The organism is Paractinoplanes rhizophilus (genome assembly GCF_042664765.1).
Lineage (GTDB): Bacteria > Actinomycetota > Actinomycetes > Mycobacteriales > Micromonosporaceae > Actinoplanes > Actinoplanes rhizophilus.
Genome location: NZ_JBHTBJ010000084.1, coordinates 1 through 7,570, shown reverse-complemented (window position 1 = coordinate 7,570; position 7,570 = coordinate 1). Strand labels below are relative to the sequence as shown.

2 protein-coding genes are annotated in these 7,570 nt (G+C 64.1%); both read right to left on the bottom strand.

What is annotated here, in order from left to right:
- Positions 1-124: 124 nt before the first annotated feature.
- On the bottom strand, positions 125-682 hold the full coding sequence (locus tag ACFQS1_RS40055) for a hypothetical protein (RefSeq protein ID WP_378978234.1): 558 nt from the start codon (positions 680-682) through the stop codon (positions 125-127).
- Positions 679-7,374, bottom strand: coding sequence for a polymorphic toxin-type HINT domain-containing protein (locus ACFQS1_RS40050; RefSeq protein WP_378978232.1), 6,696 nt, complete (start codon positions 7,372-7,374; stop codon positions 679-681). Before ACFQS1_RS40050 ends, ACFQS1_RS40055 begins: the two co-directional genes overlap by 4 nt.
- Positions 7,375-7,570: the final 196 nt, after the last annotated feature.

The window sequence follows — 7,570 nt, the reverse complement described above, 5'->3', positions numbered from 1 at the left end:
TCCGGGCAATCTGGTCCTTGTACTCCGGCGTGTAGGACCTACGCGTCGCCATCACCATTCCCCCTTTACCTTCCCGAAGAGAAAAGATCTTAGTTGGTTCTCTCTCCGGAAGATCCAGGGCGGCTCAAAGCGACTGCTCCCCCCAAGCGCTACCAATGGCACCTGACGGCCGATATGAGCGGGCCATGTTTTCATCAAACAACAACAGCAAAGAGTCTGGGTGATACATCGGCCAACCCGACACATCGAGCTCACCGAGTGCGATTACCACATGCAGCCGCGGCCCGAAGGAAAACCGTATGGACCACATGCTTTCAGGGCAATTAACTTCACTTACCTGCCAACTGGCGTAAACATTCGTTATCGCGTGCCCGACAAGCCCTCGCCAACTCTCGCTGTTGTCCGCAGGCACTGCGGCTACTCCTTCAGGATCCGCAGCATCCTCCCAGCCTAGAGCGAGACCTTCGACTAGATCATCCCTCTCCCAGGTCACCGAGATAACGCCTGTTGACAGCCTCAAGACCACCTCCAGGTCCACCTCATGCGCCACGCCTACTGGCGGCACGTTCAACCCGCCGCGCTCCGTCTGACGATAGGTAACTCCAAGAACAGTAGCTCCGACAATCCGCCGCCCAACCTCCGTCAGTAAATCTGTTTCTTTCCTGAGAATCAGCACATTCATCCTGGGTACCTAAAATTCCCGAAGTACTGGAACGCGCCGCCAGAGTCGAAAACCGCACCTACTCCGTCCGGCCTGATTATTCGCGTACCGCCGCCAAATCCGCCGCCCGTTACGATTTCTTCAACACCGCGCGGGTGAAACGCGATGTCATCCAGCAGCATCTGGCCGGCTCGATCGAGGTCGGCCTTGTTGCTACCAACGCGAGGCAGAAACCTCTTCGGTGAATCCTGACCTGGATTCAATTGGTGCTTATCATACTCCAGGCCAGCTTGGCTCGTTTCTGCTTTGCCATTTCTGCCAGGCCGAATACCGCTAGCGGCCATGTCATTGCGGCTTTGGAGGTTCGGACCGCAGTTGTGGACGAGGACCGGAGTTTTGCCGGCGAGCACATAGTACGTGTGGAGATCGTCAACAGTTAGGTTATAAGCGTCGGCTCGCCGACGCGTTTGGCTATGGAAGCCGTCGACGCGAGCTTCCGCGCCGGTTGGGGTGCGGAGCAGGTCGCCTTGGTCCAGTTTATCAGCGCGTTCCCACCGCTGGTCGGTGACGTCCCAGAATGGGTGGTCCTCAGTGGTCGTCAGCTGCATGCCGTTGACAACCAGAACGTAGAGGTCGTCTTTATGCACCCATATCGTGGAGATTTTTCGGGGGCCTTGCTCGCCGGTTTCTGGATCTGTGGCCAGCACCTTGTCGCCAGCTTTGAGGTTCTTGAACGCTATCGTCACCTTGCCGTTGCCCAGCAGCACACGGGTGTCGGCAGAGAAGCTTCGGCGGCCACCGACCACTCCTAGCAAGCAGGCATCCGCACTGGCTGCGCCCTCGGCTATTGTGCCGAGCACGGCAGTCCCTGTCTTCCAGGCCGGGGTGCCGTGGAGCTGCTCCTCTAGGGCGCTGCTGGCCTCACCGTAAGCGTCCACGCGTTTCATGTATCCGGCACCCGAGCAGTTGGCTTCGAGGTCCCTGGTGTTGTCCGCGCACGCATCGAGCATCGCCTTGAGGTACTGGACGTCATTGAGTGGCTGGCCGCCGTTGCGTGCGCTGCTGGCCGAAACCGAGGCATGGTAGCGATCGATGTAGTCGTTGATGTCCGTGACGTCGTACTGGTCGACGCAGGCTACACCGGTGACGCAGACTTTCCTGACGGGTTGGTTGTCGGAGCCCTTGATGTCGTAGATGTTCAAATCGCCTCTCCGAGGCGAATCGCCGTACACGGTGCGGCTGGTGGCGCGCTTTTTGTATTTTCCTGTGAGCTTCTTCTCATGTCCGAACTGGTCATCGAGTTCGTTATCTATCGGTACGAGGCCACTAGGGTCGCTGAGGGAAACAGGGTTGTTATTGGCGTAGGTGTAGCCGTTCCACTGTTGCGGGTCCATGAGGTCCTGGATGGGGTCGACGCTGACGAACCGTCCGACTGAGGCGTCGTATTCGCGGGCACCGACGTGGACAAGGCCGCTGTTGGTGTTGACGGTCTTGTCCAGGAAGCCTCGGTTGTCGGGGATGGTGATGCTGACGCCGCGGTTCTCGCCATAGGGCGTTTGCTGCCGCCACGACGGGTTCTGGGCAGTGCTGTCAAGATAGAGTCTGGGAGTACCGAGCGGGTCGGCGAGGGCGAACTTGTAGTTGTTGCTGGCTCCGGTGCGGATTACTGTTCCGCCGCCCGGGAGGGCGTAATACCGGATTCCTGTCACGGTGTTCGTGCTGGTGTTGAGCGTGAATTGCTGGCTGCCGAGGTACAGGGTCGTGCTGCCGGGGTCTTTCTGGAGCAGCAGCTGCCCGTCGGCCGCGTAGACGTTGCTCGTGGTGCCTTGGCTGGTGGCGACGGAGGTGAGTCGTCCGGCGTCGTCCCAGGTCAATGTCTGGGCACCGGTGCCGGGATTCCGTGTCAGCGTGTTGCCGGCCAAGTCGTAGGTGTAGCTGCTGCTGCCGGTGCTACCACCGGCGGTGCTGCTGGAGGTGACTTGGTGAGGCTTGGCCGTGTACTGGTAGTTCGTCGTGGTGTCGGTGCCGGACGGTACGGCGTGTTTGACCTGGCTGGTGCGGTTGCCGAGGTTGTCGAATGCCCAGCTGGTCCAGAAGGCGCTGCCGGAGCCGATGGTGTTGCCGACCATGGCGTGGCTGGCAGCGGTCGGGGTGGCCGCGCATTTGTCGGTGGCGGTCCACGCTTGGGTGAGCCGGCGCAGTTCGTCGTAGGAGAAGCACTGGGTTTCGCCGACGTTGTCGGCGGCGAGGCGGGTGCTGGTCTGGTGGATCAGGTTGCCCGACAGGTCGTATTCGTAGTCCTGCTGGTCGACGTTGTTCGGGCTGGTGGCGGTGCGGGTGAGTAGCTGCTGTTTGAGCAGGCCGGTGTGGTCGTAGTAGGAGCTGGTGACATTGGCCAGGTTGGTGGAGGTGCCCAGCTGCTGGTAGGTGGTGCGGCCGTAGGCGTCTTGGGTGGTGCCTTGGACGTAGCCGGTGAGGCCGCCGAGGGTGTCGGGGATGTCGAAGCCGTCGTATCCCCGCTGTACGGTCTCGGCGGGCAAGCCACCTTGGGCTGCGTAGACGTCTTTGGCCGGAAGGCCCCGGTTGGCGGTGTAGAGGTGGCCCAGGTTGTAGGTGCCGGCGAGAAGTCCCTCGTTGGTGGGGATGGTGACGGTTTCACCGATGGAGCTGCCGAAGACGTTGAAGCCGCGGGCTTGGAACCTGTACGCCTGACTGTTCGCGTACGACACGGCTCCGGTGAGTTGGCCCTTGGGATAGGTCATGTTCGCGACGGCGTTGTCGGAGTTGTCGTAGACCATAGCCGTCAGCTGGTTGGCGGCGGCCTGGGAATTGGCTGTCGCCGCGTAACTGCCGGTCCTGCGGTTGATCGCGTCGTACGTGTAGGAGACGATCTTGTCGCGCGCATCGGTGGACTGGATTAGGTTGCCGTTGCCGTCGTACTGGTAGTCCTTGGACGTGCCAGCGTCGGGATCGTTTCGGCTCAGCAGCTGGCCGAGCAGGTTGTAGGTCGATGTCCACGTGTTGTTGTTCGTGGTGTCGGTGACGGTGCTCTGGTTGCCGTGGGAGTCGTAGCCGTATTTGCTGGTCACGATGCTGTCCGCGGCGGTGGGCGCGGTGATCGAGTAGGCGCCGGTGAATTGGTCGGCGGGGACGGTCACGGTTGGCCGGACCTTGTACTCGAGCTGGCTGCTGGTGCGTCCGAGCGGGTCCGTCACGGTGGTGGTGACGGTGCTGCCGGTCGGCGGGACGGTCGTGACGCGGTCGCCCTGGTAGACGGTCGTGGTGCTGGAGACGGTGACGTTATTTTGGGCTTGGGTGACGACCGCGGCGCGGCCGAGGCCGTCGTAGGTGGTGAAGGTCTGGTTGGGAACCTTCTGCTGGAGGTTGGCCGCGCTGACCGGCGCCCCGATGGTGGGCGTGGTGGCCGAGTCCCACCAGCCGTTGTAGGTGGCAGTGGTCCAGCCGCGGCTGTCATAGAACGCGTCGGTGACCAGCCGGCCGCTTTGCGGGGTGACGCTCTGGGTCTGTCGGGGCCGCATCTGCGCGTCGTAGAGCGTGATCGACCTGATGTAGCCGGTGGCGTCGTTCATCCGCTCGGTGACTACGGCGGTGATGCCGGTCTTGGAGACGGTGTAGCCGTACTTGTAGTCGGGGTAGCTGCCGGTCCGGCTGTGCAGCCAGACGGCGGTCGTGCGGCCCAGCGCGTCGTACTGCTGGGTGGTGACCACCTTGTTGGCGTCGGTCACGGTCAAGGTCAGGCCGCGGAGCGAGCTACTGGTGCTGGTACTGGTGTCGCCGAGCGGGTTGGTGACCTTCGTGCCGGTGGTCAGGCCGGCCGCGTTGACGACGTATTCGGTTTTGGTGAGGTAGCCGTTGCCGTCGTAGGCCAACAGTCCGCGGCCGTACGCGTCGAAGGTGGACTTGCCGAGCGTCTTGAAGGCGTACGAGCCGTTGGCGAACGTCTCCGCCTGCTGCGTCATCGTGACGTCGCCCTTGGTGGGCACGGCGGTCTGCGGAAAGACGGTCGAGAAGGTGGGGTCGTCGTAGAAGGTGCGCGTGGCGGAGACGACCTGCGCCGGCCGCGATACCGTCGGCGGTGCGGTGAGCGTATTCAAGGTGACCGGCACCGATGCGGGGGTGCCCTCGGTGAAACCGCCGCAGGCGACCGACACCGTCTCAACCTGGGAGACGAGCCCGACCAGCGGGCTGCTGGTACTGGTCGGGACATACGTGTTGCTGGTGCACCGGTCGTATGCGGCGTTGGCCGGCACGCTGTGGCTGTAGCGTGTCTTGAGCAGGCCGAAGGTCGGTGAGGTGATGCCGTCGTAGTAGCTGTTGTCGGTCTCGTTGTAACGCCAGGTGGTGGTCGCTCCGCTGGTGACCCGTTGCCGGTTCACGGTCACGGCCTGCTCGACCCGGTTGGCGGTCAGCGCGGGTAGTCCGCTGCGGGTCCGGGTTGCGGTGGCCGCGGACACCCAGTAGGCGGTGATCTCCGAGTTGTCGGCGGGGCCGTTCTCACCCTGATACGCGGTCGTCTCCAGTACGGCCCCGGCGAGCTCGTCGAGGTCTTCGTGGGCGCCGCCGAGGGAGTCGTTCACGTTCACCACGGTGCTGTTGTTGTTCTTCGACATGCCGCGGTAGTAGGCGGTGTCGGACTGGGTGCGCCGGTCGTTGGCGCCGTCACCGGTGAAGGTGCGCACGGTGGCGTAGCCGCGGAACTGGCCGTAGGTGCGGTACTTCGGTTTGATGATCTCGTTGTCGTCGAAGTGCCAGGCGGCGCCGCCGAGGTAGGCGTAGCTCGTCGCGGTGGCTGGGGCGCCGCCGGTCGGGTCGGTGGTGGTGACCCGGGTGACGGCGTACTTGTTGAACCAGTCCACGAACGGGGCGGTGTAGCCCTCGGGCTGCCACCGCACCGGGAAGCATGAGTTGGTGTTGGTGGCTGGATCCAGCCCGGCGGTGCTGCCGCACGGTTCCGGCAGCTCGTAGCCGACGGTGGTCACCGCACCGGTCTCCGAGGTGATCGACTGCAGCCGGTAGCGGTTGAAAGCTTGCAGCCCGTCGTTGAGGTTCACCCGGTTGGGCAGCCGACCGCCGGTGAACGAGATCGACGGCAGGGTGATCGCCGTGGTCGAGCCGCCCGCGGTGGTGTCGTAGCCGGTGCGGGCGATGGAGCCAAGCCACAGCGTCGGCGAGGTCGCGTCGCCGGTGGCCGGGATGCTCTGGGCCAGGGCGTACGAGTCCACCGGCAGGTATTGACCCGAGACGACGTCGTACTGCTTGGTGGTGATGGTGGTGAGCCGGACGGTGGAGAAGAACGTCGGGCTCTGCGCCGTGCACGTGGTGCCCTGGGCGCAGATCAGGTCGAACGGCACGTCGGGAAAGTTCGCCTTGTTCGTCGAATCCAGCGTGCAGGTGCCGGACACGCACCGCGGCCCGGGCGTGAACTGCACCTTGTCAGCGATGGTGCCGTAGGCGCCGCCGTCGCGGAAGCCGTAGTCGATATGGTCCAGGTAGCTGTCGCGGACGTAGGAGTCCATGGTGGCGCCCTGGTTACGGCCGTAGAAGTTGGTGTCTTGCTTGTAGTAGTAGGCGACCGCGTTGCCGTGGGAATCGGTGACGTAGTCGAGGTTCCACCGCCATGCCATGGCACACTCGGAAGCGTCGAACCCGGCGGTGCTGTAGCACGGGTCGCCGGCGTGGGCGCCGTAGACGGGCACGGTGTCCACGGAATTGGTGGTGGGCTTCGAGGTCGCCCAGCCGGGCAGCTTGTTGAGACCGAATTGGTAGACGGTACCCTCGCGGGTGGTCACCTTCCACGAGCCGGCGTCGTAGCGGGCGGACTTGTCGTAGACGTGTGTGACGATGTCGCCGTTGTCGGACTCGCTCTTGAAGACGTCCTTGTCATTGTCGTAGACCAGGGCCGACGTGGAGCCGTTGAGCGACAACGTCAGCACCGGGCCGTCATAGCAAAGATCGTTGGTCTGCTTCGGCGCCGCCGAGCCGTTCGGGTCGTCCTTGCAGGAAGCGAACGACTGCTCGATGTAGGAGTGCGGCGTGGACCAGCCGTCACCGGCCCAGGAGGCCTGCGCCTGGGTGGAACCGGTCTGGCCGTCGATGCTGCCGGAGTCGTAGGACAGGCCGACGGCCGGCTCGAAGCCTCCGGACGAGCCGGGCAGCGTCACCGGGTAGCTGTAGTTGAAGCTGCCGGAGCTCTCCCCGCCGGCCCACGATCCGGAGGGCTTGAGTTCGGTGGCCGTGTAGGTGCCACCGGTGACGCCGTCGCTACCGGTGCTGGTGAGAGCGGCGAGCAAGGTCGTACCGCCCGTGGACTTTGCATCGGCCAGGTTGACCGGTGCTGAGACCTCCTGGGCTTGGACGTTGTTGGTGGACTCAAGCGGGGTCCGCGTACGGCAGGCGGGGATTTCTGGGGTCGTCAGGGCGCATGTAGGCAGCTGCGCCAGCTGCAGCCGCGCACCGAAGTTGCCACCGTTGGCCTCGGCGAAGCGCGAGTAATCCACACCGACCCGGGCCTGCGCGGAACCCGCGCGGGAGCTCAGCTTTAACAGCACACCGGCGATGCCGGCCCGGGCGGAGGCGCCTTGATCCATGACTTGGACGTCGAGATCAGTTGGTCCCTGGGTCGGCGTACTTACCCAGACCGGCGTGCCGGCCGCGCGCGCTTTGGCCGGCCGGTTGCCGTTGCGGCCGGACAACGTGAGCCGGACTTTCCCCGGTTTCGGCCATGTGGTGGCGCGTGGCTGATAGTTATTCTTGGCGGCGTCCGGCCCTGTCAGGGGAGCTGTGTAAGTCGGGGGTGTGCCAAGATCGACCGGCTTGAGAACCGGTCAGATGGGACACGACGTGACACAGGACACAGATGCGGCCCGAGTCGACGAGGCGGCGGGCCGG

Bases quoted from the DNA above. Each gene is read 5' to 3' on its own strand.
- ACFQS1_RS40055 (WP_378978234.1), bottom strand. From the start codon at position 682: ATGAATGTGCTGATTCTCAGGAAAGAAACAGATTTACTGACGGAGGTT.